The 25096-nt window shown below is 48.9% G+C and carries 25 protein-coding genes and 1 pseudogene; 15 read left to right on the top strand and 11 right to left on the bottom strand.

Going from position 1 to position 25096, the window contains the following annotated elements; all coding sequences use genetic code 11:
- Positions 1-316 precede the first annotated feature (316 nt).
- On the bottom strand, positions 317-496 hold the full coding sequence (locus PHT49_02965) for a hypothetical protein (protein MDD5450841.1): 180 nt from the start codon (positions 494-496) through the stop codon (positions 317-319).
- A gap of 11 nt (positions 497-507) precedes the next feature.
- Complete coding sequence (locus tag PHT49_02960; protein MDD5450840.1) at positions 508-729, bottom strand: hypothetical protein; 222 nt, start codon at positions 727-729, stop codon at positions 508-510.
- Between the two features lie 298 nt (positions 730-1027).
- On the opposite strand from PHT49_02960, the gene PHT49_02955 reads away from it, so the two are divergent.
- Entirely contained in the window at positions 1028-1942 is a 915-nt protein-coding gene (locus PHT49_02955) for a J domain-containing protein (protein MDD5450839.1), read from the top strand.
- Between the two features lie 324 nt (positions 1943-2266).
- On the opposite strand, the gene PHT49_02950 is transcribed toward PHT49_02955, so the two are convergent.
- From PHT49_02950 to PHT49_02925, 6 genes and pseudogenes are all read right to left on the bottom strand, one after another.
- Positions 2267-2599: a PilZ domain-containing protein gene (locus tag PHT49_02950; protein ID MDD5450838.1), complete on the bottom strand. Its 333-nt coding sequence runs from the start codon at positions 2597-2599 to the stop codon at positions 2267-2269.
- A 273-nt stretch (positions 2600-2872) separates the two neighbouring features.
- Positions 2873-4423 carry a uroporphyrinogen-III C-methyltransferase gene (cobA, locus tag PHT49_02945; GenBank protein MDD5450837.1) on the bottom strand — a complete coding sequence of 517 codons (1551 nt, stop codon included), beginning with the start codon at positions 4421-4423 and terminating at the stop codon, positions 2873-2875.
- Positions 4424-4436: 13 nt separating this feature from the next.
- Positions 4437-5369, bottom strand: coding sequence for a hydroxymethylbilane synthase (gene hemC, locus PHT49_02940; protein ID MDD5450836.1), 933 nt, complete (start codon positions 5367-5369; stop codon positions 4437-4439).
- A 232-nt stretch (positions 5370-5601) separates the two neighbouring features.
- Positions 5602-5685 (bottom strand): annotated as a pseudogene (locus PHT49_02935) (zinc ribbon domain-containing protein).
- A 28-nt stretch (positions 5686-5713) separates the two neighbouring features.
- Entirely contained in the window at positions 5714-6667 is a 954-nt protein-coding gene (locus PHT49_02930) for a hypothetical protein (GenBank protein MDD5450835.1), read from the bottom strand.
- A 279-nt stretch (positions 6668-6946) separates the two neighbouring features.
- Positions 6947-7519 carry a D-sedoheptulose 7-phosphate isomerase gene (locus tag PHT49_02925; GenBank protein ID MDD5450834.1) on the bottom strand — a complete coding sequence of 191 codons (573 nt, stop codon included), beginning with the start codon at positions 7517-7519 and terminating at the stop codon, positions 6947-6949.
- A 351-nt stretch (positions 7520-7870) separates the two neighbouring features.
- Between PHT49_02925 and PHT49_02920 the strand changes: the two genes are divergently transcribed.
- The 14 genes from PHT49_02920 to PHT49_02855 all read left to right on the top strand — a co-directional run bounded on the left by PHT49_02920 (position 7871) and on the right by PHT49_02855 (position 22443).
- Complete coding sequence (locus tag PHT49_02920; GenBank protein ID MDD5450833.1) at positions 7871-8143, top strand: HU family DNA-binding protein; 273 nt, start codon at positions 7871-7873, stop codon at positions 8141-8143.
- A gap of 114 nt (positions 8144-8257) precedes the next feature.
- Positions 8258-8989, top strand: a complete 732-nt coding sequence (rnc, locus tag PHT49_02915; protein ID MDD5450832.1) for a ribonuclease III — start codon at positions 8258-8260, stop codon at positions 8987-8989.
- On the top strand, positions 8986-9999 hold the full coding sequence (locus PHT49_02910) for a radical SAM protein (GenBank protein ID MDD5450831.1): 1014 nt from the start codon (positions 8986-8988) through the stop codon (positions 9997-9999). The genes rnc and PHT49_02910 overlap by 4 nt, the downstream gene beginning before the upstream one ends.
- Positions 9983-10885 carry a GTPase Era gene (gene era, locus PHT49_02905; GenBank protein ID MDD5450830.1) on the top strand — a complete coding sequence of 301 codons (903 nt, stop codon included), beginning with the start codon at positions 9983-9985 and terminating at the stop codon, positions 10883-10885. Before PHT49_02910 ends, era begins: the two co-directional genes overlap by 17 nt.
- Positions 10885-11469: a molybdenum cofactor guanylyltransferase gene (locus PHT49_02900; GenBank protein MDD5450829.1), complete on the top strand. Its 585-nt coding sequence runs from the start codon at positions 10885-10887 to the stop codon at positions 11467-11469. Before era ends, PHT49_02900 begins: the two co-directional genes overlap by 1 nt.
- 322 nt (positions 11470-11791) lie before the next feature.
- On the top strand, positions 11792-12718 hold the full coding sequence (gene lpxC, locus PHT49_02895) for a UDP-3-O-acyl-N-acetylglucosamine deacetylase (GenBank protein MDD5450828.1): 927 nt from the start codon (positions 11792-11794) through the stop codon (positions 12716-12718).
- Positions 12719-12866: 148 nt separating this feature from the next.
- Positions 12867-13244, top strand: coding sequence for a phosphoribosyl-AMP cyclohydrolase (hisI, locus tag PHT49_02890; GenBank protein ID MDD5450827.1), 378 nt, complete (start codon positions 12867-12869; stop codon positions 13242-13244).
- Entirely contained in the window at positions 13238-14113 is an 876-nt protein-coding gene (hisG, locus tag PHT49_02885; protein ID MDD5450826.1) for an ATP phosphoribosyltransferase, read from the top strand. The genes hisI and hisG overlap by 7 nt, the downstream gene beginning before the upstream one ends.
- Positions 14113-14880, top strand: a complete 768-nt coding sequence (locus tag PHT49_02880; GenBank protein MDD5450825.1) for a tetratricopeptide repeat protein — start codon at positions 14113-14115, stop codon at positions 14878-14880. The genes hisG and PHT49_02880 overlap by 1 nt, the downstream gene beginning before the upstream one ends.
- 204 nt (positions 14881-15084) lie before the next feature.
- Positions 15085-15684, top strand: a complete 600-nt coding sequence (gene yihA / locus PHT49_02875; GenBank protein MDD5450824.1) for a ribosome biogenesis GTP-binding protein YihA/YsxC — start codon at positions 15085-15087, stop codon at positions 15682-15684.
- Positions 15685-15966: 282 nt separating this feature from the next.
- Positions 15967-17577: a class I SAM-dependent DNA methyltransferase gene (locus tag PHT49_02870; protein MDD5450823.1), complete on the top strand. Its 1611-nt coding sequence runs from the start codon at positions 15967-15969 to the stop codon at positions 17575-17577.
- The gene (locus PHT49_02865) at positions 17570-18562 is read left to right on the top strand and encodes an ORF6N domain-containing protein (GenBank protein ID MDD5450822.1); all 993 of its coding nucleotides are present in this window, start codon (positions 17570-17572) and stop codon (positions 18560-18562) included. Before PHT49_02870 ends, PHT49_02865 begins: the two co-directional genes overlap by 8 nt.
- Before the next feature lie 202 nt (positions 18563-18764).
- Positions 18765-19925, top strand: coding sequence for a hypothetical protein (locus tag PHT49_02860; protein MDD5450821.1), 1161 nt, complete (start codon positions 18765-18767; stop codon positions 19923-19925).
- Positions 19909-22443 carry a hypothetical protein gene (locus tag PHT49_02855; protein MDD5450820.1) on the top strand — a complete coding sequence of 845 codons (2535 nt, stop codon included), beginning with the start codon at positions 19909-19911 and terminating at the stop codon, positions 22441-22443. Before PHT49_02860 ends, PHT49_02855 begins: the two co-directional genes overlap by 17 nt.
- Positions 22444-22461: 18 nt before the next feature.
- On the opposite strand, the gene PHT49_02850 is transcribed toward PHT49_02855, so the two are convergent.
- The 3 genes from PHT49_02850 to PHT49_02840 all read right to left on the bottom strand — a co-directional run bounded on the left by PHT49_02850 (position 22462) and on the right by PHT49_02840 (position 25067).
- Positions 22462-23679: a DNA methyltransferase gene (locus PHT49_02850; protein MDD5450819.1), complete on the bottom strand. Its 1218-nt coding sequence runs from the start codon at positions 23677-23679 to the stop codon at positions 22462-22464.
- Between the two features lie 92 nt (positions 23680-23771).
- Positions 23772-23993 (bottom strand): hypothetical protein, encoded by a 222-nt coding sequence (locus PHT49_02845; protein ID MDD5450818.1) that lies wholly within the window; start codon positions 23991-23993, stop codon positions 23772-23774.
- 354 nt (positions 23994-24347) lie between these two features.
- Positions 24348-25067, bottom strand: a complete 720-nt coding sequence (locus PHT49_02840) for an HAD-IA family hydrolase (protein ID MDD5450817.1) — start codon at positions 25065-25067, stop codon at positions 24348-24350.
- Positions 25068-25096: the final 29 nt, after the last annotated feature.

The raw sequence follows: 25096 nt of genomic DNA, 5'->3' as shown, positions 1-25096 counted from the left end.
TAACAATTTAGCGTTTTGAGAATGCATGATAAAAAGTGCAAAGAAACATATCAAATCTGGAACTCAGAAACTCAGGGAAGTGCAAACCCAAATAAAGAGGGCCTATCTTTTCCTGATTTTTCGCCCAGGCGAATCTGCCTATGGCACGACCTGGGTTCCAGATTAATAGCTTTTTTTGAATGTAGGACGGTTTCAAACACCTAAAGTGTTATGAGAAATCAAATTCGATTTTTGGAACAAACCCCTGATACGGATCAGTGATCCGCCGCCGGTAGGAAGGCAAAAATCGCCAATCGGAATGGATAACTCAGCCTTGTTACTTATTCTTTTTGGCCTCTTTATTTTGACCGCAGTCACCACCGCACCCGGAATCGCGCGGAGCCCGGAAGCTTACGGATGATATGGGCATCTCACACAAAGCGCCGCCCAGATAATCCCAGACCTGCCAGCAACGTTCCACACGCGGACAAAATCGACAATAGTAATAGTCGGTCATCTTCTTTCTCCTCAACGATGGCAAAAATAATCAAAACAGTCGGAAAGGCCCGCCGCCTCTCCGCAGAACCTTTTCATGCCCTCATCCGGCAAATGCCCCTTATTATCAAGAAAGACCCTTAGCTCCTCGTCCATGAGGTCCGGCCAGGCCAGCATATACAGGTTATAAATCGTTCCTCCTTTTTCCATCACCATTTTCCTGTCGCCCATTTTAGTGCTATCATGTCGATTCATAACCGCACCTCCCCCTTGAGTCCGGCTTTTCATCTCTTCTTACTTTTCTTATCGGCAATTGAATCTTTACGCTAAAATATATAGTTATTACAACGGCAGTTAAATATATAAACTTGCCAAATCCCCCCATCCTCCTTTTCTAAAGGGGGGTGAGGGGGGATTTAGGCTTTTTAATTGCCGGGGTAATAAATGGAATGATTTTGTAAGTTAGGGTATAATAGATACAAAATTTATCGAACCCTTGTAGTCTATACATGAAGGTATCTATGGCATCAAATACCTTAAGCAAGACGGAAAAATGAAAAACCCTTTCGCAATACTCGGCATAACACCACAGATTGTGGCCCGTATGGATGATGAGGCCCTCTATAACCTGGTTAGGGCCTGCTACCGCGCCCTGCAACAGGCCCACCATCCGGACAAACTGCGGAGGCAGACAGAAAGCGCCCGCCGGAAAAGCACAGAACGGGCTGCTGAAATCAATCTGGCCTATGAAAAACTCAACTGGGCAAAAGACCCTAATTTATTTCTTCTGCATAAAGAACGCTATCTAAAGGCCCCGCGGCGAGAAGAGAAAAAACTCCGGGACATGCAGACTGTTTTGGAAACGGTCATAGACAAACAAAGAGAAATGGCCGATAGTTTCTGGCAATATCTCGGATATAGTGAAGAACAGGCCGCACGCTCAAGCGCATCTATGACACGCCCAAGCGCATCTTCGACCCGAAGTGATGCCTGCTCATGCCTTAAGATGCCTGCAAGTATCACTCTCGGCATCATTGATGTAGCTATGAGACAAAACGTGCGTTCAGAAGGCTGGGCGACTGGATTAGGGTATAAGGAAATAAGATTTGATGAAAACAGCCAGATGTATTACCGGCTTTCCCGTCAAAGGAAGTTCACAGCGGTCAACTTTATTAAACTCATCGGGACTATTGCTAAAGACAAGATAGACATCGACGCCCTCCTGGAAAAGAGGCCGCTCAAGGGGGTCTTATACATCCAAACCCAGACGCCGGTTAAACGGAGTAAGAGCAGCAAATATCTTGAGGTCCTGAACACCATACCTATTTCCGAATTCAAATGGCATTGCCTGCCGTTTCTAAGGCCGGATATAGTCGAAGGGCGCTATCTCTTTTCCATCCACCGAAAGCCGGCTGCCATGGACAAGGTATTTCTGGAAGGTATTGTCAGCCGGATAAGCAAGACCTAGTGTACTGTCTCAGAAAAAACTTTACACAACGGTCATTCCGGACTTGATCCAGAATCCAGTCTTTTCAACTTGGATTCCCGCTTTCGCGTGAATGACAACTCTAGAATCATTGTAAAGATGCGTTAGAGACGCTACACTAGCTCGTGCCATAGGCAGATTTCCGCCCCGGCGGATCTGCCGAAGGCATAACGCCTAGGCGAAAAAAACCCAAGACAACCAACACATTAAGCTGAACGCTGATAGCTGAGTGCTGACAGCTCATCTAAAATTTCGGGGGTTCCGGGTAAAGGGCAAGCAGGCTGTAAAGAGTATCCCGTGCCGGCTCTAATGAGCCGTCGATTTTGATACGCGGTTCAGGAAATTAGTCCAATCGGTGGCCGTGTATGCATCCATCTCTTTCAACTGAACGCCTATCCTGTACAGGTAATCATCTTTCTTGACCCAGGCCACTTTACCCTTTGCCTTTATCGGTACGTGCGCATCGATGGCCATATCCAGGGGCATGCCTATATCACAGGGGTCAATGCTTTTAATCAGCAGACCGCCCAGGCTGACGTCATGGGCATATTCCTTGAAAAACTTTTTGCCGTCAGAGTAGGTAATAGGAAGAAAGGTTGGGATGCGTTCGTGTTGTCTTTTTTCTTTTCCCGAATACATGAGCGACACTCCTTTTGCTGTTGCGGAAGGGTCTTGGTACCCACTTCATGGCGCCCCTGGTTAAGGGTTATATATTCTTATCGTACTTTTTCAGAATATATTCAATGGATTTTTTCACGTGGACAGAGTTCAGATAATAGGGTTACCCAATCAAGGCGGCATTAATGCGTTAACACCCTTATCGACAGGATGCAGAAGAGAATTTAGCGGATATGGCGGATTGAAACGCCGCCGCTGATTAGGGCGTCCATCAATGACGGGGTAAGCAGTTTCTTATCGATGCTTGTCGCGATAAAATGCCTCGATACTCCGCACCATGCTGTCGATGGTGTATTCCTGAGGCATGGCATGGGTCTGAATGCCAAATTTTTGCGCGGTCTCCGCGGTGATCGGCCCGATGCAGGCGATGTCAACTCCTTCCAAGAGGGAGACAATCCGGTCGCTTCCCAGCATCTCCACAAAATTGCTGACCGTAGATGAACTGGTAAAGGTCACCATGTCGATTTCTCCAGCTTTCAGGAGCTTGACCAAGGCCTCGGCCTCTTCCGCCTCCGGCTTGACCGTCTTGTAGGCCGGCACTACGTTAACCTTGGCGCCGGCTTCCGCTAATTTCTCCGGCAATATCTCTCTCGCCACCTCCGCCCGGGGGATAAGCGCTTTTTTACCGGCTATACCCAGGGCCTTCAGACCTTCAATAATACCCTCAGCCCGGTATTCGGAAGGGACATAATCCAGTTTAAGGTAGAGGTCTTCCAGCATCTCGGCTGTCTTGGGGCCGATAGCAGCCACCTTGCACGCGCTCAGGGAACGAAGGTCACAGCCGGTAGCCCTTAACCTCAGCAAAAAATTCTTGACGCCGTTAACACTCGTAAAGATGACCCAGTCAAATTCTTTAATGTCCTTTATGGCCTTATCCAGCGGCTCCCAGCTATCGGGAGGGACAATGCGAATGGTGGGAAATTCCTCGCAGGCCGCGCCCAACTCTTCGAGTTTTTTTACCAGATCGCTCGCCTGTTCACGCGTGCGGGTAACCACGATACGTTTTCCAAAAAGAGGCTTGTTTTCAAACCAGGAGAGACATTCGCGCAGGCCTACCACCTCGCCCACTACGGTTATGGCCGGGGGTTTCAGGCCCTTTTCCTTAACCAACTGCACGATATCCAAAAGGCGTCCCACGACCGTCTCCTGTCTGAGTGTCGTACCCCAGCGGATGACCGCGCAAGGCGTCTCAGGAGACCTCCCATTCGCAACGAGATTTTCTACAATATGGGGAAGGTTTTTGACCCCCATAAAAAAAACGAGTGTCCCTATGCCGGTAGCAATCTTATCCCAGGCGATACCGCTTTCCTCTTTGGCCGGGTCCTCATGCCCGGTAATGAAGGCCACGTTTGTGGTATAGCGGCGGTGGGTGAGCGGTATGCCCGCATAGGCAGCCGCAGCAATGCCCGAAGTCACGCCCGGGATCACCTCAAACGGCACCCCGGCGGCAACCAACTCCTCGGCCTCTTCTCCACCCCGACCAAAGATAAAGGGATCTCCGCCCTTAAGACGCACCACCCGTTTCCCTTCTCCGGCGCGCTCCACAATAAGTTGGTTAATGTCTCCCTGCGCCATAGTATGGCAGCCGCCCTTTTTTCCCACATAGATGCGCTCCGCCTCTTCCGGGACATAGTCAAGATGGCGCTTGCTGGCCAGGTAGTCATATATGACCACCTCGGCCTCACCCAGGACCTCTCTGGCCTTGACCGTAATCAGGCCCGGATCGCCCGGCCCGGCCCCTACCAGAAACACCTTTCCGCTCTTCTTCATTTGAGTACAGGACATGGTTATTCTTCCATTAATCCAGAGTTCGTTTATATACCTCTTCCAGCACCTTCCGTGCGCCCATATCCAACATATCCTCAGCCAGGGCCATTCCCAGCCCTTCCGGATCACTTAGCGAGCCGGTCATTTCCTTTTTAAAAAAGCGCACGCCTGAAGGGTCGGCCACGATACCACGCAGGATAAGCCGCCCATCCCGTATCTCTCCAAAGGCCCCGATCGGCACCTGACAGCCCCCCTCAAGCCTTTTTAGATACGATCGTTCAGCCCGCACAGTTATTGCCGTTTCGGTATGATTCAAGAAAAAAATGGCCTCCAAGAGGTCTTTATCTTCACGGCGAAGTTCAATACCGAGCGCCCCCTGCCCAATAGCCGGCAGCATAATCTCAACCGGCAGATATTCAGTAATCACGTCTTTAATGCCCATACGATTGATACCGGCCGCGGCCACAATTACCGCGTGCAGGGACTCTGTCTTTAGTTTCCGTATACGCGTATCCAGGTTTCCCCGGAGTGAAACGATCTCAAAATCTCCCCGATGGGCCAGGAGTTGGGCGCTGCGTCGCAGGCTGCTCGTACCGATCCGGGCTTTTAGAGGAAGGCCGTCGAGTTTTTCTCCCCCTTGAGTAATAAGCACGTCACGGGGATCTTCCCTTTTTGTTGTGATGCCGATATGAAGTTCAGCCGGCAAATCAGTAGGGACATCCTTCATACTATGCACAGCCAGATCGATCTCGCCCCGCAAGAGGGCTTCTTCAATCTCCTTGACAAAAAGACCCTTCCCACCGACCTTGGCCAGAGGAACGTCCAGGATCTTATCGCCCTGGGTGGTTATCTTGACCAGGGAGACCCGGGAATCCGGTAATGTAGCCTCAATCTCATCCTTAACCCATGTAGATTGGGTCATGGCCAGGGCGCTGCCCCGCGTCCCGATGCGTATGTTTTTCAGGTCAAAAGGCATATTCAAGGTCCTTATCTTAATCGGGCAAAAAACATAAAAAACCGGCAGTCCCCGCCTCAGGAAGGCTGCCGGAATATGTTCAATATTAATGACACGTGCTGCACGATTTGCTGGAGCAGCTTGTACAGCTGCTTGAACTGGCCGTGCCGGTAAACTTGCTCCCGCTTTTAAAGGCGCAGGAGGACATCAGCTTCTCTAAATGAGCACTATGACACTTGGGGCAATCAATCCGGTCTGATTTACTGAGCACTAAAGCCTCAAAGTCTTTCCCACAGTCCAGACAGTGAAATTCAAAGATAGGCATTCCTTACTCCTTCTAAAGATTATCAAGCTTAGCTTATCTGCAATTCTTCCAGTATGGCCGCAGCCAGGAGCGGCACCATAATCTCGTGGTGTCCGACCAGACAATAACCCTGGCCGCCATCCATTGTGGGCCGGGAAACCACATTAGTCATGGGCCGATAATGGCGGATAAAGTCCATATTCACGGTTGTAAACTGTTTCACCTCGTGGCCGAGGTTTCGGGCCACACTAAGGGCCTTTAAAAAGACCTCCGGGAGGATTACCGCTGAACCGATATTAAAATATACTCCGCCCTCCAGCATGGCCGCTAAACTGCAAAAAACCCTAAAGTCATGGAGACTGCTCTTCCCTATAGCTGCGCCGTCGGCCTTTGGATGCATATGGATGATATCAGCGCCGATTGCCACATGAACCGTCAGCGGGATATCCAGTCTGGCTGCTGTGGCCAGCAAACTCAAGTGGGCGTAAGGCGAGCCGCTTTCCAGTATCTTTTTGCCCACTGCTTCACCAAGCCCCAGACCTTCCTGCGCCCCCCGGACAATAGCCTCATTGAGAAAGACGCCCGTTTCCTCAGCCATGCCAAAATCGCCGCCGCCCAGCGCCACGGCCACATCCTCGGAGGTCCGGCCTACCATGGCTATTTCTGTGTCGTGGATAATACAGGCCCCGTTTACGGCCAGACCGGAAATAAGGCCCTTTTCCATAAGGGCGATCAGGATGGGATTCAGACCCACCTTTATAACATGGGCGCCCATTCCAATAAGGACGGGCCTGCCGTTACGGACCGCCTCTGCCACCCGTTTTACAATGGCGCGCAAGTCACTGCCTGCCAGGATATCGGGCAATGACTGCAAAAAATCAGAGAACCGGGCCCCGGGAGGCAAGACCCTGCCAAAATGTTCCCGGGAAACCTTACTCTCTCTTTCTTTGAGACTATAGGTCTTGATTGTTCCAGTGTCAATCGGCCTAATTTTTTGTTTCATACCTTAAGTCCAGCCCGATGTAGAGATGATAAAACGGCTAATTTACGCAGACGAACGTTGATGAATTCGTAAAAAAACCTTTTCACCGCTGAGCACGCCGAGTCCGCAGAGAAAAACTATAGACTATTCAATATGTTATCTCCGCGTTCTCTGCGACCTCTGCGGTAATTTGTTACTTTTTACGAAGCCGTCAAGGACGCAAAGTTTTTTCTTTGATAACAATATTTGTCTTCGCGGTCTTTGCGCCTTTGCGTGAGAAATTGACTTTTTATGAGGCCATCAACGTTGGAAAAGTATATAATCCACCAGCTCACAGAGAATGTGTCCGAACAGACCATGCGCCTCCTGCACGCGCGGCACCCGGTCAGAAGAGACGACAAATGCCAGGTCAGACATCCCGGCTATCCTGCCGCCATCCTTCCCGGCCAGGGCCACGGTTTTAATCCCCATCTCTCCGGACACTTCCAGTCCCTTGACTACGTTGGGCGAATTACCGCTGGTGCTGATACCCAGGGCAATATCTCCTTTGCGACCAAGCGCCCTTACCTGCTTGGCAAATACCTCGCTATAGTCATAATCATTACTGATACTGGTCAAAATCGATGTATCGGTGGTTAAGGCTAAGGCGGGCAGGGGCGGTCTTTCGATCATAAAGCGGTTGACAAACTCTGCGGCTATATGCTGGGCATCAGCCGCACTGCCGCCATTGCCGAAGATAAGCAGTTTCCCGCCGCGGCCGAATGCCTCTGCAATCCACACGGCCAATTCTTTAATTCGATCGGCATGGTCCAGGATAAATTTTTCCTTTATTCTCAGGGAATCCTGTAAACTCCGCCGGATAATATGATCCACCTTCTACCCCCTGTAAACCGGGATCAAGATAATATTTTTATCTATGCCTGTCAACGTTAATGTCCTGATTTCCAAGTAAAATGGCCTACATACTTTATCCGCCCTCTCTATTGCAGGCCCGCTACTTTTAATATTAAATGCGCTGACCCATGACTGTGAAAAATAAAAAAAATTATCTTGCTGTTTTTTTGTTGAAATCCTAATGTATATGTGATATTTGTCCCAGCAATCTTTAATTATAAAGATATAGGCTGCTTTTTAGCGAATACTCCGGCTTAAGGTAAGTACACATAAGGCCACCAAGGTTAGCAGGCTAACCACATTAATAATAATTAAGGGGGAGAATAAATTATGACCAAAGCGGAATTAGTTGCAAAAGTAGCCGAAGAAGTGGGGATAAAAAAGGTAGAAGCAGAAAAGGCCATTAATACTCTTCTTGGCGCCGTCAAAGAAGTCCTCAAAAAAGAAGGCAGAATGGCGCTTACCGGTTTCGGCACCTTTAGTGTCTCCAAACGTAAGGCCAGGACAGGGCGCAATCCTCAAACCGGTCAGCCGATCAAGATTAAGGCGTCCAAGGTGGTCAAGTTCAGGCCTGGGAAAGACCTGAAAGGCCATATAAAGTAATAAGATCCGTTATCAATAACTTGTATGAAAACCAGGCCATCCGCCTTAGGGGATGGCCTGGTTTTTTATGGCCTTGACAATACAGGACAAGCGCAATAAGTATGTTTAATTGCCATGGAATCAATGCGGGAAAAAAATTTACACAGTCTCGAAAAGAAAATTTCCTATATTTTTAAAGATAAAACGCTCCTGAATCAGTCCCTTGTACATCGCTCATACAGCTATGAACAGACATCAAAGCCGGCAAACAACGAATGTCTTGAATTTCTGGGGGACGCCGTACTGGGGTTGGCCGTCGGTCATCTCCTTTTTGTTAAATATCCGGATTACGAAGAAGGCACCCTGTCCCAGTTAAAGGCCAACATGGTCAGTGAAAACAGCCTCTCCCAATTGGCCAGAAAATTAAACCTGGGGAGGTTTCTGCTATTGGGCAAAGGTGAAGAATTATCCGGAGGTCGCGCTAAAAATTCTATATTGGCCGATACCTATGAGGCGCTCCTGGCTGCTATTTATCTTGACGGCGGACTGGAACCGGTACACAATCTTGTAAAAAAGCATTTTCTGCCGTTTCTCCCCGCGTCAATCAGCAGAAAATCTCTACTGGATTTTAAGAGCCGGCTGCAGGAATATACACAGGAGGAATTCAAGGCGGTACCGGAATATGTCATATTAAAAGAATCAGGGCCCGAACATCAGAAAAGATTTGCCATAGGCGTTAAACTTAACGGGGGAATATTGGCCCGTGGGATGGGCAAAAATAAGAAAGCAGCCGAACAAAAGGCCGCCCAGAACGCCCTGAAAAAACTCGCAGCCGTCAAAATTAAAGATCTCGCAAAAAGTCAATGAATCCGTATATCATACCCATCTTCATCTCTCACCAGGGATGCCCCCAGAAATGCATTTTTTGTAACCAGCCCAATATAACCGGCCAGGATATCTCACCCATAACGGCAAAATGGGTGGCATCTATTATTGAAGAAGGGCTGAACAGAAAAAGAAAAGCGCAAAGGACAGAGACCCAGGTAGCCTTTTACGGGGGGACATTCACCGGCCTGGATACCGCCCTTCAAGAAGAAACCCTCTCTGTGGTGCTGCCTTTCTGGGAAGAAAAAAAAGTCCATTCTGTCCGCCTTTCCACAAGACCTGATTATATCAATACAGAAGAGATCACACTGCTCAGGAAATACCCGGTAAAGACCGTGGAACTGGGCATCCAATCCATGAATGACGCCGTCCTGGCCGGGGCACGCCGCGGACACACCTCCCGGGACAATCTGCGGGCCGTCCGAATGCTTAAGGAGGCTGGATTCCAGGTGGGGGCACAGATTATGATCGGCCTGCCCGGCGAAGACCGCAGGGAAATCCTCAGCGCCCTCGAACCACTCTTCGCTCATAAGCCGGACTTCATGCGTATCTATCCTGCGCTGGTCTTAAGGGGGACGGTCTTAGCCGGCCTTTACCAAAAAGGAGAATACCATCCGCTTACGATCGAGGAAGCTGTAGAGATATGCCGGGCTATATTCATCCTCGGCCGGGAAAGAGGCATTGCCGTCATCCGCATGGGTCTCCAGGCAGATGCCGGTCTGGAGAAGAATCTTATCGCCGGCCCTTATCATCCGGCATTCGGTCAGATAGTCAGGGCTGAGGTCTTTAAAAATGACTTGATGAAAAAATTAGAGCCTTTTCGCGGTTCGGATGAAGTCGGGATATGGATCGCGCCGTCTGACGTTTCCTTGTTGACCGGCTTTAAAAAACGCGTCCTTGCTGACCTGCAAAAAAAAAGCGCCATACGGTCATTGAAGGTATGGACCGATCAGAGTCTTGGCCGGGGGGATTTCCGTGTCACACGAGGTTAAAAATTTCAAGTCCGGATATGTGGCCATTATCGGCGCCCCCAATGTAGGTAAATCCACGCTCCTTAACCGGTTTTTAGGGCAAAAGACGGCCATAGTCTCTCCCCGCCCCCAGACGACACGAAACAGGATATTAGGAATCCTGACCCAACCGGAATATCAGATTATCTTCCTGGATACGCCGGGTATCCACAAGGCCAAAAATGTCCTGGGCGAATTCATGGTGAAGGCTGCCGTAGATACCTTGCGCGAGGTTGACGTCGTCCTCCTGACCGTAGATGCCGGTCTCCATCCATTTGGTAATGATACGGCGCTGGTTATCGAAAAGCTGCACAATATCCCTACCCCCGTCATCCTGGCTATCAACAAGATAGACCTGATAAAAAAGGAAACCCTTTTGCCGTTAATTGCGCGGTACAAAGATATTTATGACTTCAAGGCCATTGTCCCCGTATCCGCTCTGACCGGAGAGGGCATGGATCTCCTGCTGACGGATATGCTTACACTCATACCAGCCGGTGTTCCTTATTATCCATCGGACATGATTACCGATCAGCCGGAACGTTTTATTGCCGTTGAGATTATCCGCGAAAAAATATTTCTCTTGACCGGCCAGGAAATTCCCTATGCCACGGCAGTAATTATTGATGAATTCAAGGAAAATACCGAAAAACAGATCATATCCATCTCCGCTACAATCTATGTGGAGAAGGATTCACAGAAAGGCATCGTAATCGGTAAGGGCGGCAGCCTGCTTAAGAAAATTGGCGAGGCCGCCCGCAAGGAGATAGAGGTCATGGTCGGCGCAAAGGTTTTCCTCAGGCTGTGGGTCAAAGTACGCAAGGGCTGGGCAAAGAGTCCGGAGATTATGAAACAGCTGGGGTACTAATGACTATAAAAATGACTGCTATAATACTGGCCGGCGGGAAAAGTGAGCGGATGAAAGAAAATAAGGCCCTGCTGGCGCTGGAAGGCAGGCCCATTATAGGTCACATCTGTGAGGTTTTGAAAGATATATTCGATGAGGTAATCGTGGTGACCAACCACCCCTGCGCCTATTCCTTTCTAGGCGTTAAGGTAATAACCGACCTCATAAAAGGAAAAGGCCCTTTGGGCGGACTTTACACCGGTCTTTTTTATGCCGCCTCGTCCCATGCCTTTGTTGTGGCCTGTGACATGCCCTTTTTGAAGAAAGAGGTTATTGATTACATCCTGAAGCAGGCAAAGCCAGGCCGGGATGTTATTGTGCCGTTTGTCTCCGGTGTGTATGAGCCGCTCCATGCCGTATATGCCCGAAGATGTCTTGATTATATTCATGAAGACCTTAGCGCCAACAAGCTTAAGATTACCGGTTTTTATAACCGGGTTAGAATAAAAACCATAACCGGGGCGGAGTTATCTGAAATCGATCCGGAGATGCGTTCCTGCGTTAATATTAATACACCTGAAGATTGGGTAAAAGCACAGTTATAGCCACCAGGACACTAAGATACAAAGTTAAAAAAATTCGAATTCCGAATTTAATCTGATTTAGCAGCTTGGTGTCTTAGTGCCTTTGTGGCGGATAGTTATAATTGTTATAAAAAGTACATAGCCCACAAACCTACCGTGTCCTTTTTGACACATGTGGCCGTAACTAGAAGAACAGTTTTATGGAAGTTATAGAAAAAACACCCGGGAAGCTATAACATAACAATTTGAAATAACTATAAATAATTATCAGGAGCCATCTTAACTAACATAGGCACGAGTATTGCATATACACTGAATAACTTTTTATTGGAAAGGGTTTACTTTGTCACCTTATCAGCATACCATAACTCAAGAAGTAAGATGTTCAGGAATAGGCCTGCATAGCGGATTAGAGGTTAATCTAATCATTAAGCCTGCTTCGGCTAATACCGGGATTATCTTCAGACGTACCGACCTGCCGGGCAAGCCATCAGTCCCCGCTCATTACAAGTATATAACAGACACCACCCTGGCCACTACATTGGGCGAGGGAGATGCCAGTGTGGCTACCGTGGAGCATCTTATGGCGGCCTTTATGGGTATAGGAATAGATAATGCGCTCGTCGAGATAGACGGCCCGGAGGTTCCCAGCCTGGATGGAAGTGCCGCGCCGTTTGTCCTCATGCTGAATAAGGCCATGCCGGTCAAACAGAGAGAAAAAAGGGTATATATCAAGATAATCGAGCCTATCCAGGTTCGTTGTGAAGATAAAACTCTATCTATATATCCGGACGACTCCCTGAAGATCACATACAGCATTGATTTTAACCATCCCCTTATACAACAGCAATCTTATAGCATGGCCTTCTCAGAAGAGACGTTCTGCCAGGAAATTGCAAATGCCCGAACCTTCGGCTTCCTGTACGAAGTCCAAAATCTTAAGGAAAACGGCTTTGCCTTAGGAGGCTCGCTCGACAATGCTATCGTCATGGACGACTCTTCTATTCTCAACGAAGGCGGCCTGAGATTTGAGAACGAGTTTGTCCGTCACAAGATCCTGGACTTACTTGGAGATATAGCGCTCCTTGGCAAGCCGATCCTGGGACACATTGTAGTCCATAAATCCGGACATGCGCTACACCACCGCCTGCTTCAGAAAATAGCCATTCAAACGGGACGGTGGGTCGAGTGTGCAGGGTTTCTTGGGCAACACAACCCGCAACCCGGTGTGGGGTATGTCAATGTAGTCGCCCCTGCGGCCCCATTCTAGTCTGTCCGACCAAGCAAGCACTCTCCGTCAATCATCGGTAAACAATTCTCGGGAATAGGTACGCGCTTACTCCAGGGCAGTTTTTGGTTGACAATCGCCTGCTTACCCTTTAATTAGTGACCAGTGCAAAAAATAGAAAGGTCCGGACATGCTTAAGCTCAATTTTGCCAAGGGCAACGGGTTATTGCCCGCTATTGCCCAGGATTACAAGACGGGCGAAGTTCTGATGCTCGCTTATATGAATGAAGAGGCCTGGCAAAAGACCCTGGAGACCGGAAAGGTCCATTACTTCAGCCGCACCCGTCAGGAGCTGTGGCTCAAAGGTAAAAGCTCCGGTCATGTCCAGGTGGTAAAAGAAATCTATGTTGACTGTGACGAGGATACCATACTGGTCAAGGTGGATCAGCTTGGCGGCGCGGCCTGCCACACCGGGTACAGAAGCTGTTTCTATCGGAAGGTAGAAGACAACGAATTGAAGATAACAGGAGAAAAGGTATTTGATCCCAAGGAGGTTTATAAATCTTGAAAAAACTAAAACTGGGCATACCCAAGGGTAGCCTGGAAAAGGCCACCCTTGAACTATTCGCCAGGTCCGGGTGGAAGATATCGCTTAATTCCCGCAGCTATTTCCCGGAGATAGATGATGAACACATTGAATGCCATATCTGCCGGGCGCAGGAGATGTCCCGTTACGTGGAAAACGCCACTCTGGATGCCGGCCTTACCGGCAAGGACTGGATACTGGAAAATGGTTCGCAGATTACTGTGGTAGATGATCTGGTCTATTCCAAGGTAAGCAATCGCCCTACCCGCTGGGTACTGGCGGTGCCGGTAAACTCACCCATTAAGAAACTGGAGGACCTTGCCGGCAAGAAAATAGCTACAGAATTGGTCAACTTTACGAAACGCTATTTTGCGGAAAGGGATATCCCCGTCCAGGTTGAATTCTCCTGGGGAGCTACCGAGGCCAAGGTAGTGTCGGGATTGGCCGACGCTATCGTAGAGGTTACCGAGACCGGCAGCACCATAAAGGCGCACGGCCTCCACATCATCCACGAATTCATGCAGTCCAATACACAGCTTATCGCCAATAACGAATCCTGGCAGGACGGGTGGAAAAGGGAAAAGATACAGCAGATCGCCTTGCTGTTAAAAGGCGCCCTGCTGGCCTACAAAATGGTCGGCCTTAAAATGAATATCCCTGAAGAAAAATTAGAAGTAGTCATTGCCTTACTCCCCAGTCTCAACGCGCCGACGATAGCCCATCTTTACCAATCTCAGTGGTATTCGGTGGAGACCGTCGTTGAGGAGAAAACGGTCAGAGACCTTATTCCTAAACTCCTCAGGGCCGGAGCGGAAGGGATTATAGAATACTCCCTGAATAAGGTGATATAATGGCTATGCCCCGGCAAATAATAGGGCTGCGGTTTTCTTTACTCATCCTGCTTACCCTGACACTTGTATCCTGCGCTGAAGACATGGCTATACGCCAGAAAAAGACCATGATACACCTGAGGCTGAGCGATACCTATCTGAGCGAGGGAAATCTTCCCGCCGCCCTGGGAGAGGCATTAAACGCTTACAATCTGGACGAGGGAAACCCAACCGTACATAATATACTTGGGCGCGTTTACACTACACGCGCCGATTTTGACAAGGCTATTGAGCACTTTAATCAGGCTGTAAAGCTGAAGCCGGACTTCTCAGAGGCTTACAATAACCTGGGGACCGTCTATCTGACGCTGGAAGACTGGGATAAGGCTATTCAGCAATTCAATCTGGCCTTGTCCAACCCCCTCTATCTTACCCCTCAATTCGCATATAACAACATGGGATGGGCGTACTATCGTAAAAAAGAATACGACAAGGCCATCCATAATTACAACCTGGCGCTCCGGTTTTCTCCGCGCTACGAGAGCGCCTTTAATAACCTCGGCATAGTCTATATGGAGCAAAATGATCTGGAAAAGGCCATAGACGCCTTTCAACAGGCCGTAAATTATTTCCCCTCGTATGTCGAGGCCCATTATCACCTGGGTGAGGCCTATCTGCGCCAACACAAGGAAATACAGGCCCTGGCCGCCTTTGAAGAGGTGGTCCGGTTATCCCCGGAGAGCGCATGGGGCAGGCAGGCGCGCAAGGCCATGGCAGAGTTAAAGTAGGCCCTCAGCCCAACGGCACGGTAAAAAGCTCTCCGCCGCGGCGGACAAGGCGCGCAAATAAGAAGAGCAGTCAGCATTCAGCTCTCAGCTTTCAGGAAGTGGAATAGCGCCTTAAACTGACCGCTGATAGCTAATGGCTGATCGCTATTTCGCAGCAAATAGACTTTTTACGAAGACGTCAAGGCCTAGTCACCCGGTATCATTATGCATGTCCATTCTGTTGATTTCCTGAAAAGTGTCTATAAGTTACCCCAGTTACCGGACGCGGACCGCCCCGAGGTGGCCTTCGCGGGACGGTCTAACGTCGGCAAATCCTCATTTATAAACACCCTGGTGGGCCGGAAAAAACTGGCCCAGACCAGCAAGGACCCCGGACGCACACAATCCATCAATTTTTACCAGGTGAATGACGTCATTTATTTCGTCGACCTGCCTGGTTATGGTTACGCCCGGGTCCCTGTCTCTGTAAGAAAGGATTGGAAGGGTTTGATTGAGGGGTACCTTACGAAAAGAGCAACCCTGAAGGCAGTGGTGGTCATCTTCGATATCCGCCGACTGCCCAATCAAGAAGACCTCTCTCTGCTTTCCTGGTTTGAATCGCACCACCTCCCTTATCTCATTGTCTTATCCAAGGCCGATAAGCTCTCCGGCAATAAAAAGCGGGAACAAATCTCCCGCATCGGGCAAATATTATCTGTAAAAACCGAAGATATGATCCCCTTCTCCTCATTAACCGGGGCAGGAAAAGAGGCTACATGGGAGAGACTGGATGAGTTTCTATCTCCGGCGTCTCTAAGCGCCTGAACATCGCCCTCCAACCTGTCTGAAAATCTTCATATCCACAACGTTTCATCTTGGAATATCAATCAATTCCTGCTATAAAATCAAACAATAGGACTATACTGAGCCGATAAATTTCCAAATAACAGCGTGAGCGTGCGCGGTTCAGTTTAATTATACTTTTTCCGGTCGGCTCCGCGCCGGAAAAACTCTTGTTCGTTATGCGGAAAGAATGAAGTAAGTGCCCCTAAGAGCGCCCGCTCGTCCTAAGCGGGTGTAAAAACAGAAATTCAGAACGGAGACATAATGCCTAAAGTCAAGCAAGCAGGCAGGAAGAATAACAAACAGGAATCCATCGAGGCGACACTCTGGCAATCTGCGGATAAACTTCGTAAAAATATGGATGCTGCGGAGTATAAGCATGTGGTGCTCGGTCTGATTTTTCTGAAATACATATCCGATGCCTTTGAAGTCCTGCATTCTAAACTTGTAAAGGGTAAGGGCGAATACGAAGGGGCTGACCCGGAAGACCCGAACGAATACACCGCTGAAAAGGTTTTCTTTGTCCCGCCTGTCGCCCGATGGAAACCCATTTCCGATAACGCCAAGAAGACCGAAATCCTTCTCGATAATGGTAAAAAAGTAGATATTGGCGGATATGTTGATGAAGCCATGGAAGCCATAGAACGCCGGAACCCTTCTCTTAAGGGCGTTCTTCCCAAGGTTTACGCACGGCAGAACCTTGACCGGGCAAGTCTTGGCGGGCTCATCGACCTTGTCGGCACGATTGCGCTCGGCACCGAAGAAGCACAAAGCAAGGATGTGCTCGGCCAGGTGTATGAATATTTCCTCGGGCAATTCGCGCTTGCCGAGGGGAAAAAGGGCGGTCAGTTCTACACTCCCAGAAGCGTTGTCAAGCTGCTGGTTGAAATGCTTGAACCTTATGAAGGCCGCGTTTTCGACCCTTGCTGCGGGTCTGGCGGTATGTTTGTTCAGAGTGAGAAGTTTATTACCGCTCACCAGGACCACTATAAAAAGAAAGGCAAGGGCGTCAGCCTCAATCCTGCCGACCTGATTTCCATTTACGGGCAGGAGTCCAACCAGACCACCTGGCGTCTTGCCAAAATGAACCTTGCCATTCGCGGGATCGACAGCTCCAACATCAAATGGAACAATGAGGGCTCGTTTCTGAATGACGCGCACAAAGACCTGAAGGCCGACTTCATCATTGCCAATCCGCCGTTCAACGATTCCGACTGGTCAGGTGATCTCTTAAAAGATGACGCCCGCTGGAAATACGGGATACCGCCGGCAGGTAATGCCAACTATGCATGGATTCAACACCTTATCTATCACATGTCGTCAAAAGGCATGGCAGGCTTTGTTCTCGCCAAGGGTTCTCTTACTTCCAAAACCAACGGTGAAGGCGAAACACGCAAAGCCATTATCGAAGCCGGACTGCTTGACTGTATTGTCAACCTTCCGGCAAAACTCTTTCTGAATACGCAGATACCTGCCTGTCTCTGGTTCTTGTCGCGTAAAAAAGAAGGCCGCCTTGATAGAGTTTTGTTTATCGACGCCCGCAATCGCGGTTATCTCATTAACCGCCGGACAAAAGATTTTACCGATGAAGACATTGCGAAAATTACGGGCACCTACCACCACTGGCGCAGCAAAAGCAATCACTATGAAGATGTTCCCGGCTTCTGTAAATCAGTAACTCTCGATGAAATCAGAGAAAAAGATTATGTGCTCACTCCGGGCCGCTACATCGGCCTGCCGGAAGATGAGGATGATTTTGATTTTGCCGAACGGTTTGGAAAGCTCAAGACGGAACTGGAAGAGCAAATTAAAGAAGAAGTGCGGCTCAATGCCCTGATTATTGAAAATTTGCGGAAGGTGAAAATCAATGGCTGAACATGCAATCATGAAGAATGACGACATTAAAAGCCGCATCTATACCATACGCGGTGTTCAAGTCATGATGGATAGCGACCTGGCAAAAATCTACGGTGTGGGAACGAAAGTCTTAAACCGAGCGGTCAAAAGAAATATTGAAAGATTCCCGCAGGAATTCAGCTTCCAGCTTACCACAGAAGAGAACAATGTTCTAAGGTCACAAATTGTGACCTTAGAAAACGAAAACCATTTGAGGTTCCAAATTGGCACCTCAAAAAATGAGCAAAACATAAGGTCGCAATTTGCGACCTTAAATAGTCAGGGAGGCCGAAGGTATCTCCCCTACGTTTTTACGGAACAAGGGGTGGCGATGCTTTCCGGGGTTCTGAAAAGCGCGAAAGCTGTTCAGATAAGCATTCAAATTATCAATGCCTTTGTTGCCATGCGCCGGTTTTTGGCCTCTAATGCAGAGGTATTTCAACGTCTGGATGCAGTGGAAAGAAAACAGATCGAGCACAAGGCAGAGACTGACCATAAATTTGAACAGATTTTCAATGCCATTGAAGAACGAAGCATAAGACCAAAGCAGGGCATCTTTTTTGACGGACAGATTTTTGATGCCTATCAGTTTGTTTCCGATCTGATTCGCACTGCAAGGAAATCAATGATTGTGATTGATAATTATATTGATGATGGCGTCTTGACGTTGCTTTCCAAAGCCAACAAGAAAGTGCGGATTACCGTTCTCACCAAGACCATTTCCAAACAGCTTGCTCTGGACGTAAAAAAATATAACGAGCAATACCCGGCGATTACGGTTAAGGAATTTAACAACTCACACGATAGATTTTTAATCATTGACGGCAAAACCGTTTATCATTTCGGCGCATCCTTAAAAGACCTGGGCAAAAAATGGTTCGCCTTTTCCAGGTTTGATAAAGACGCATTCACGCTTCTGGAGAGACTGGATGAGTTTCTATCTCCGGCGCCGCCAAGCGCCTGAACATCGCCCTCCAACCTGTCTAAAAATTCCTTTTTCAGGCATGAGTTAACCATCGAAAGTAAGTTATAATTTATAGACATCCCCAATGCTGCCTCCCACCTGAAGGGCCTGCTTTACCGTGCACTCTCGAAATTTTCTATTGACATATTTTAATATACTGTATTACTGTATACATAAAATTGATCGAGCAGGAGAAAAAATCATGATTGTCTGCTTTAACTGTGATACAGAGACCAAGCGAAAGATGGACAGTCTTTTAGGCAAGGATCAGTATAAAGACTACAGTGAACTGATCGCCGTCGCTATCTCCAATCTCTGGTTGCTGGATCGGGAAGTAGCCATGAAAGGCGCTCTTGTCATTGGAAACGAGTTTTCACCCCTCTCCGCCGGGCTTCCCCCTAAACGAGAAACGGCAAAACCTGCTTCGACTAAGAGGTCGCCCGCCGCGTCCCGCCCACAACAGACGCCGGACGCTCACTATCCTCCCGCCGAAGGAAAACGCTCGCGCATCCCGGACGTTTTCCTTCTCGACGGGGTTGGCGATCTTTCCATAGTTACCATGGAGGCCCATAAGGATAAGGACGAATCAAACGCCGGGAAGACGGTCACGCTCGACCACTGGCTTTTCGGCCAGTACAACAAGTTGCTTCCCGCCAAAGCCAATTGCCGCGCCCTTGCCCGTATGGCCGCCGCGCATAAGGGAGGCGTTTCCCTGGAATCCGCGGCCTCTCGGATTGCCGAAGCGGCCGCCCTTCTGGGCGACTACCTGACCGCTCACGACCGCCGATACAAGATCGGACGCGACGATGCCCTTTCCACCGCATTTCCACGCAGCGGATCGGAAGCCGAAAAAAGCCGCGCTCGCTATGCAAATCAGTTCGTCGGCAGCGTGAACAGCCATGGTCAACTCTTTGGTCTGCTGTGCGATTACAAGCTGGTCGCTCTGGCAACGGGAGAGCCGTCGCGTCTGCTGCTCACCGCTCCAGGCCTGTGCCTTGCTCGGCTCGGCAATCCTATCCTGGATGGAGCGCAGGGAGAACCGACGCAGAAATTCTCACAGGAAGAGGTTACTTTCCTGCTGAATCATATCCGGGTATTCGTGCCCGTGGAGGACTTTGTGTTCCGAACGCTGCTGAACGCTGTCCGCGAAGGGGCCGATACGCCGGAAAAACTGGATGAAGCCCTGCGTCCTCTCGTACCCACCGATTCCAGCCGCTCGCTCAGCCCCTCTTTCCTCGCCTCCCAGCGTTCCGGCGCACTCTCCCGCATGGCAGATTTAGGGTTGATAACACGAGTACGAAACGGGGTTCGGGTGACATATTCAATCACGGATTCCGGACAAGACTATGCTGAAACCAGATGAACACTGCGAAAAGGAGGATACGGTCATGACGGATCAGCAGGCAAAAAAACTCTGCCTTTCATTAATGCGCGCGGATACAGAGGAAGAGGTGATTCAACTCCTGAAAAAGGTTGGATATTGGGATGACTCAAGTGTATGGCGTTATTACGGAGACTATGAGAACAACTTCAACACCATTGGTAACCAGCAAGCACGTCCAGATGCTGCCTTGGTTGAAAAACTTGTCAATGCCGTGGATGCACGCCTCATGAATGAGGCGTTGGTAAGAAGAATCGACCTAGAGGGAGATAATGCGCCACAGTCTATACGTGCAGCAGTTGCCTCTTTCTTCGAAGAGTCGAGTAAGCCAAACAGCAGGATTGCCGGTCGCATTCGCGAATGGAGTAATTCACAGAGAACGGAAGTGGCACGGGGCATTACTTTGTGTGCAACAGGAAGTAAGCCGCCAAAGAACCCGAGTTTCACCATTGCAGATTGCGGCGAAGGTCAAACCCCCCAGATGATGCCAGATACCCTTCTTTCACTGAACAAGTCCAACAAACTCCGGATTCCTTTTGTTCAGGGAAAGTTCAACATGGGAGGAACCGGCGTCCTTAAATTTTGCGGGCGACATAATCTTCAATTTGTACTCAGCCGCCGAAATCCACAGATACTTAATGGGAATACCACACATCCCGCCGATACCCATTGGGGGTTCACGGTCGTTCGGCGCGAAGATCCTTCTGGGAATCGCCGGAGTTCCGTCTATACATTTCTTGCGCCCAAGACTCGGGAAGAACTAGGTCAAGTGCTCAGCTTTTCCTCTGATTCTATGCCGATCTTTCCAGATGGAAAGGATGCTTACAAAAAAGAGTCGAAATGGGGAACCCTGATTAAACTTTACGAATACAGTCTCCCCAACCGATCTCACATTCTGAGGAAAGATGGTCTTATGGGGCGCGTGGACCTTTTACTTCCCGAAATTGCCCTCCCGATTCGTTTCTATGAATACCGTGATTATGGAGGCCATTCCGGTAGTCCAGAAACCACTCTTACAGGTCTCACCGTGCGACTCGAGGACGACAAAGCGCAGAATCTTGAAGACGATTTTCCATCTTCATGCTCGCTTCGCGCGTCGGGACAGGAGATGACGGCAAACATATATGCATTCAAAAAAGGAAAGGCTGAAACGTACCGTAAGAATGAGGGGATTATTTTCGTTCTGAACGGGCAAACTCACGGCCATCTGACTCAGGGTTTTTTCCGCAGATCAGGCCTGAGTTACTTAGCCGACTCCTTGTTAGTCGTTATAGATTGCAGTAGATTCGACGGTCGTTCGCGAGAAGACCTCTTCATGAATAGCCGCGATCGGTTGAGCGGCGGCCCCCTCCGCGATGCCATAGAAGGCGAACTGGAAAAACTATTGAAAGATCATAGCGGCTTGCGCGCCCTAAAAGAACGCAGGCGAAGAGAAGAAGTCGAATCAAAACTCGATGACTCTAAGCCGCTTGAGGATATTCTCCAATCTTTGCTCAAGCAATCGCCCACTCTGTCGGACCTGTTCCTCAAAGGCACAAGAATATCCACACCGTTCAAAACCATCCAGGCTCAGAGTTCCGAACGGCAATTTACGGGAAAACGCTTTCCCTCCTATTTCAAATTCAAGGGAAAGGACTACGGACATACCCTGCAACGCGAATGCCACATCAACATGCGCTGCCGCACAATCTTCGAAACAGATGCAGAGAACGAGTACTTCAGCCGCGAAATCGAAGCAGGGGAGTTTTCCCTGTCCCGGATTTCAGGAAACGCCAAGACTCCCCATGATAACTATTTTATCCATCTGCAAAACGGCATCGCAAGTCTTAACCTACAGTTACCAGATGATTGCCGTACAGGCGATCATCTGGAGTTCCTCGCTATCGTTACAGATCCCTCACGAATTGATCCGTTTGAGAATCGTTTTACGTTAGAGGTTATGGGACCGGCAGCCAAGAACGGAGAGTTGGGAACAAGGCGCAAACCACCGGCGGACAAGAATGGCGATGAACGCGAGATACCTTCAGGCATCGCGCTGCCTCAGGTTACCGAAGTCCATGAACCCGAATGGGATAACAAAAAGCCACCTTTCGATAAGTACACGGCGCTGCGTATTATTAATGCCGGATCCGCCGGAGATAAGGATGATGGGGCAGAAGATCATGACGTCTATGACTTCTTCATTAACATGGACAATCAGTATCTTAAGCATGAAGTGAAGACAGGTAAGCATCAACCGGATATCGCCAAAGCAAGATTCAAGTATGGGATGGTGCTAATTGGACTGGCCCTGCTTAGGGAAGAGACTGAGAGCAAAAAGAAAGCGGACACATCGCACGATGACCACAATGATGACGAAGAGTCAAATGGGAACATTGAAGATATGGTGGATAAATTTACAAAAGCGATTGCCCCGGTGCTGTTGCCAATCATTGACTCACTTGGCTCCCTCAATGTGGAAGACGAGAGCCCGATTCAAGAATCAGGAGAAGCGACATAATCGGCCGTCATGGCGGTGCTAAAAAGGGCGATGCAAGAGAACGACCTCTTTGCTTGCGGCTGTTGCCCCCTTGTGATCCGCATAGAATTTCCGATTAGGAACAGTACGCCATATCCTGCCGTCGGGTGAATCCTTGTATCCTTTAACGAAAATCTCGACGAAACCGGCCTCCTTTAATGCGGAAAGGTATTCGGGAAGTTGCCATGAAGGAGAGGAAAACGCAACAAGTTGAGCAATGATTGTATGTGAATAAGAGACCTTGGCCAATGACCTGAAAATCAATCGAATCTGCTCAAAATAGGTTCTAAGATCCTGCTGCTTTCTATCTCCCAGCGTATAGAACGATGCGCCATTGCCATCCAAGCAATTGGCAATCCAGAAAGGGGCCGGTGTTTCACGGCGGCCTTTAACCTGCCATCTGTGGTATAACGCGTGAACCCCTGGATATGGGGGGGAAGTGAGTATCAGGGAAGGCTTTTCCGAATCCGAGAATATTGAATAACGATGAATGTCCATCGCCGAGCAATGGAGACATCTGGAAATCGGCAGTCCATTGTGCTCAGTAAAAGCCGTCGCATTTTTAATTTTATTATAATATTCTATCGCTGCTTTGACCATCTGCTGTAGTGTTTGAAAGAATTGTCGTCTGAACTGTTCAGCGCAAGGGATGGTTTCTTTGCAGTCAAGTGCCCATTGGCCTGTTCGTAATAAGGCGCAACGAATAAAATTTTGGACTTGTTCATCGGCGATTTCTTGGACTTTAGACAAAGCCAATTCCATAAGTTTGCGAATCGGCCATGTTGTCTTACCAGATATGTTTTTCTGGTAGCCGAGATTGATCCAATCTACCGCCCTTTGTGGTGGTTTTCGCAAGTTCAGGGCATCGGCAAGCCCATCAAACCACCCAACCGCCAATTCAAGTTGTGCATTTGTAAGAGGTGTAGTTTTCACCCTTGTGACAAACACTGCTAATCTGTTGATGTCTGTTCCAACAGCCTTCCTCCCCAGAGCACTTGCCTCAACCAGCGTTGTTCCTCCGCCCATAAATGGATCGTAGACAAAATCGCCTGGCCGGGTGAACGCTTCAATCGCCGCACGCACAAACCACGGAGAAAAACGAGCAGGATAGCGGTAATATTCATGCGTCAAACCGCTCACCGGTCTACGATCTTGTGCAGCTTCAGCCAGCCTAGCGATACCGGTATCTGCAATGGATATCATCTGCCTCTTTACCATGTCTCAACCAGCCTCATACCCGGCCTATTTTATAGTTGAATATGCAGGATCAACCCGTCGCATAGCGTGATATAATTTCCTCTGTATGAAAACTAGACCCTTTCCTGTTCCTTCTTCTCAAAATATTCCTTTGCCTTCTTGTAAATATCCTCTACACTCATTCCCTCAAACAGTTCCTCTTGAAGTTTCAAATAGTCTCTCTTTTCATAGGTAATCTGGGACAGGAACCTTATAGCATCGACCTCACCGAGGTTCTTAAATAAAACACTCAGCCCTTTTTTACGTATTTCAAAATCGCTTGCCATTTCAGCCATAATATCAACTACCTTACCGACTTCTATCAGCCTTTTGGTTATCGCTATATCTTCCTTGCTCAGCTTAACTTCTCCTGATGGATGCTTAGCGTCGAGAGAAAGCTTACAGGGGATCAGATGCTTATGTCAAGCAAGAAGTATTCCACTTCGTCTCCCTCTGAACACCTTCTATTCCCGTCACGGCACTGCGGACTACCTTATGTAACTTTGCAAATCTAGCCCCTATCAACTTTTTCTCCCTTTACCGCCGGCAGTACCCATGGTAACAGGGGGGGCATTGGGGATCTCCCATCCAGGAAGAATAAGGCCGGGCCAGGGGCCGTGGATTTTATCGATATACGGCAGGGGTTGCTCTTACCACAGCAGTTCTCTAAAATCGGTTATCGCCGGGAAATGCCTTGATACAGAGGGCTCCTTCCTTGAATTCGCCCCGGTTTTATAGACCACGTATCCTATCCCGAATTCCTGGGCCGTCTTCAGTATCCGTTCCGTGTCATCAACGAACAGGGTGTCCTGCTTATCAAAGGCCAATTTTTCATACAGCCGGTACCAGAATCTCAGATCTTCCTTGGGGTATCCTATCTCAAAAGAGGTGATGCAGGCATCAAAATATCCGCCCAACCTGGTCTTTTTCATCTTTAAATCCAGCACCTTGTAGTGGGCATCGGTAACCAGAAAGACTTTTCTTTCAGAGCCTTTCAGCTTCCTGAGAAAGGCCTCGACATGGGGATGGACCTCGATGAGATGTTTGATCTGTTCTTTCAGCGCCGGAATGTCCAGGTCAAGCTCTTCCGACCAGAAGTCCACGTCTGCCCAGTTGAGCGTGCCCTTATGATGACCGTATCTCTTCGTCAGCTTATCCACGGCCCGGCCAAAGGTTATGCCATGTCTTTCCGCATATTTCTCGGGCACCAGATGCCCCCAGAAATAGTCGTCAAAATATAAATCCAGCAACGTCCCATCCATGTCCAGGAGGACATACTTTATGCGCCTCCCTGCCAGCAGCCCCTTCTCTAAAACCGGCCCTTCCGAAGATTCCATACCGGCCTCGGCCGGATAGGTCGTGCCCTTCATACGTTATCCTTCAGGTAAAAAGATAAAAG

It is taken from the genome of Desulfovibrionales bacterium, assembly GCA_028715605.1.
Classification (GTDB): Bacteria; Desulfobacterota; QYQD01; order QYQD01; family QYQD01; genus QYQD01.
This window is presented reverse-complemented; position numbering and strand designations above follow the sequence as displayed.

Coding starts and splice junctions, on each gene's coding strand:
- PHT49_02965 (MDD5450841.1), bottom strand. CDS start 496: ATGACCGACTATTACTATTGTCGATTTTGTCCGCGTGTGGAACGTTGC.
- PHT49_02960 (MDD5450840.1), bottom strand. CDS start 729: ATGAATCGACATGATAGCACTAAAATGGGCGACAGGAAAATGGTGATG.
- PHT49_02955 (MDD5450839.1), top strand. CDS start 1,028: ATGAAAAACCCTTTCGCAATACTCGGCATAACACCACAGATTGTGGCC.
- PHT49_02950 (MDD5450838.1), bottom strand. CDS start 2,599: ATGTATTCGGGAAAAGAAAAAAGACAACACGAACGCATCCCAACCTTT.
- cobA (MDD5450837.1), bottom strand. CDS start 4,423: ATGTCCTGTACTCAAATGAAGAAGAGCGGAAAGGTGTTTCTGGTAGGG.
- PHT49_02930 (MDD5450835.1), bottom strand. CDS start 6,667: ATGAAACAAAAAATTAGGCCGATTGACACTGGAACAATCAAGACCTAT.
- PHT49_02920 (MDD5450833.1), top strand. CDS start 7,871: ATGACCAAAGCGGAATTAGTTGCAAAAGTAGCCGAAGAAGTGGGGATA.
- rnc (MDD5450832.1), top strand. CDS start 8,258: ATGGAATCAATGCGGGAAAAAAATTTACACAGTCTCGAAAAGAAAATT.
- PHT49_02910 (MDD5450831.1), top strand. CDS start 8,986: ATGAATCCGTATATCATACCCATCTTCATCTCTCACCAGGGATGCCCC.
- PHT49_02900 (MDD5450829.1), top strand. CDS start 10,885: ATGACTATAAAAATGACTGCTATAATACTGGCCGGCGGGAAAAGTGAG.
- hisI (MDD5450827.1), top strand. CDS start 12,867: ATGCTTAAGCTCAATTTTGCCAAGGGCAACGGGTTATTGCCCGCTATT.
- PHT49_02880 (MDD5450825.1), top strand. CDS start 14,113: ATGGCTATGCCCCGGCAAATAATAGGGCTGCGGTTTTCTTTACTCATC.
- yihA (MDD5450824.1), top strand. CDS start 15,085: ATGCATGTCCATTCTGTTGATTTCCTGAAAAGTGTCTATAAGTTACCC.
- PHT49_02870 (MDD5450823.1), top strand. CDS start 15,967: ATGCCTAAAGTCAAGCAAGCAGGCAGGAAGAATAACAAACAGGAATCC.
- PHT49_02865 (MDD5450822.1), top strand. CDS start 17,570: ATGGCTGAACATGCAATCATGAAGAATGACGACATTAAAAGCCGCATC.
- PHT49_02860 (MDD5450821.1), top strand. CDS start 18,765: ATGATTGTCTGCTTTAACTGTGATACAGAGACCAAGCGAAAGATGGAC.
- PHT49_02855 (MDD5450820.1), top strand. CDS start 19,909: ATGCTGAAACCAGATGAACACTGCGAAAAGGAGGATACGGTCATGACG.
- PHT49_02850 (MDD5450819.1), bottom strand. CDS start 23,679: ATGGTAAAGAGGCAGATGATATCCATTGCAGATACCGGTATCGCTAGG.
- PHT49_02845 (MDD5450818.1), bottom strand. CDS start 23,993: ATGGCTGAAATGGCAAGCGATTTTGAAATACGTAAAAAAGGGCTGAGT.
- PHT49_02840 (MDD5450817.1), bottom strand. CDS start 25,067: ATGAAGGGCACGACCTATCCGGCCGAGGCCGGTATGGAATCTTCGGAA.